Here is a 2,047-nt window from a genome sequence, read left to right on the forward strand (position 1 = left end):
TTCCTCGCCTTCCTCGGTCTGGCGGCCGCCCTGATCTGCTACAAGAAACTTGCGAAGCTCACCACATGAGGCTCACCACATGAGACACCCTCTTAGCCTCGCCGCTACCCATCGCCTGGGCGACCGGCGACGGCGCCTACGGCACGAATGGCGGATGCGCCGCCTGGGGCAGCAGAAACGGTTCCGGCGCTCTCGTTCCCCCTTACCCGTGGCAGAAATCCGGCGTGGCTTTATTCACGTCGCAGGGTTCTGGCTCAGGCCCACGAAATGGACCAGAGCCACGGCTCACCGACAGAGCCACGCCCTCGTCCTGCTCCAGCTGCCACACAGCCGCTCCACCTGAACGAAGATCACAAAACGCACAGACGTTACCGAGAAGAGTTCATTGAACTCACGTGGGAAGTATTGGCGGAAGACTCCGTTGGTGTTCCCGCTGCTGCCGCGCTTGCGTCAGCTGAAGTGCTGGAGGCCGATTGTTGCGAGGAGGTCGAGTTGCCCGGCGGCTTTACTGCCGGGTGCGGTGGTGTAGACGATGAGACGGAGATCGCTGTCGCGGACGGTGAGGAAGTCACAGTCGAGGGTGATCGGGCCGATTTCCGGGTGCAGGAACGTCCTGCTGCTCGGTATGGGCTGAGGGGGCACGCGTTGCTCCCACAGTTCCGCAAAGTCGGGACTGACTGTCCGAAGTTGCGTGATGAGTTCGCGAAGCAGGGTGTCCTTCGGGTATCGAACCCACGCCTCCCGCAGGTCAGCGACCACTTCCAAGCGCAGGAGACGCTCCTCGTCGTCGGTGCGCAGGTATCTGGTGGGCACGTGGGTGAAGGTGGTCCACGCCAGGTTCCGCTCTCGCGGCGGCAGGGTTGAGGGGTCCCCGGTCAAGGCATTGGCGAGGGTGTTGGAGGTGACGCACTGCCATGACGCGTCGACGACGGTGACGGGGGTGTCGGTGAGGCGGTCCAGGATGCGCTGCACGCTGGGCGTGATGTGGCGCTTGATCTGTCCGGACAGCGGCTCGGCCTGATCTGCGAGTCGGAACAGATGCGCGCGCTCCTGGTCGGACAGTCGCAGGACGCGGGCCAGTGACATCAGCACGGGTGCTGAGGGGTGTCCGGCACGTCCCTGTTCCAGACGGGCGAGGTACTCGACCGACAATCCCGCGAGCTGGGCGACCTCCTGCCGGCGCAGGCCGAGTACACGCCGTCGGCCCCCCTCGGGCAGGCCCGCTTCACCGGGTGAGACTCGGTCGCGCCACGCGCGCAGGCTGCTGCCAAGTTCATGCGAGTTCAAGACCACGTCTCCAGTCGTACCACGAGGGCTGGGATTGGAGGGTCGCCCTGCCAGTACGAGGCTGGACAGGACCATTTTACTTTCGCCGGCGCGGGGCGAGACTCAAGGCGTGGATCTGCTCCGGCCTTAAGGCAGCGAAATTCGGTCGGTCTCAAGGTTCGGCTGGTTATCGGCCCTTTATGGCTGGGCGGTCTATGTGAACAATGTGACTCAAAAGAATTGGAAATAGCAATGAGTAATCACGTGAGCGCAGGGATGACGTCGGAAGAGCTGCGAGACTTCTACCGGCGGTACGTGGAACTGGCGAACAACCGTGATTTCGACCGCATGGATGAGTTCGCGCACGACGAGGTCATCATGAACGGCACTCCGGTTGCCCGTGACGACATGGTGGCCGAGTTCCGGCGGCACACCGACGCCGTCCCGGACCTGTCATGGGAGATCCAGGAACTCCTCGTCGACGGTGGTCGTGTCGCTGCCCGCCTCATCGACACCGGAACACCGGAGCGGAAGTGGAACGGCCTGGCTCCCACCGGAGCTACGGTTTCCTTCGCCGAGACCGCGTTCTACGAGGTCCAGGACGGCCGATTCAAGTACATGTGGTACATGATGGACGTCGACTCACTGCGCGCGCAGCTCAGCAATTGACTTGCTCCTCGCCCTAGCCTCAATACCAGTGACTTAAGGAATCGGGTCCCAGCTTCTTGGGACTTTGGTCGGTGGGTTGATTGGGGCTGTGCGCCAGTGCGGGGCGATGGCC

General features: G+C 63.2%; 2 protein-coding genes. One reads left to right on the forward strand and one right to left on the reverse strand.

Annotation, left to right across the window (positions count from 1 at the left end; translation table 11 throughout):
- Positions 1-450 precede the first annotated feature (450 nt).
- On the reverse strand, positions 451-1,293 hold the full coding sequence (locus H293_RS0148795; protein WP_397896589.1) for a helix-turn-helix transcriptional regulator: 843 nt from the start codon (positions 1,291-1,293) through the stop codon (positions 451-453).
- Positions 1,294-1,530: 237 nt separating this feature from the next.
- Here H293_RS0148795 and H293_RS0148800 point away from each other — a divergent pair, with 237 nt between their 5' ends.
- The gene (locus H293_RS0148800) at positions 1,531-1,935 is read left to right on the forward strand and encodes an ester cyclase (RefSeq protein ID WP_259294758.1); all 405 of its coding nucleotides are present in this window, start codon (positions 1,531-1,533) and stop codon (positions 1,933-1,935) included.
- The last annotated feature ends 112 nt before the right edge of the window (positions 1,936-2,047 follow it).

The organism is Streptomyces canus 299MFChir4.1 (genome assembly GCF_000383615.1).
GTDB classification, from domain to species: domain Bacteria; phylum Actinomycetota; class Actinomycetes; order Streptomycetales; family Streptomycetaceae; genus Streptomyces; species Streptomyces canus_C.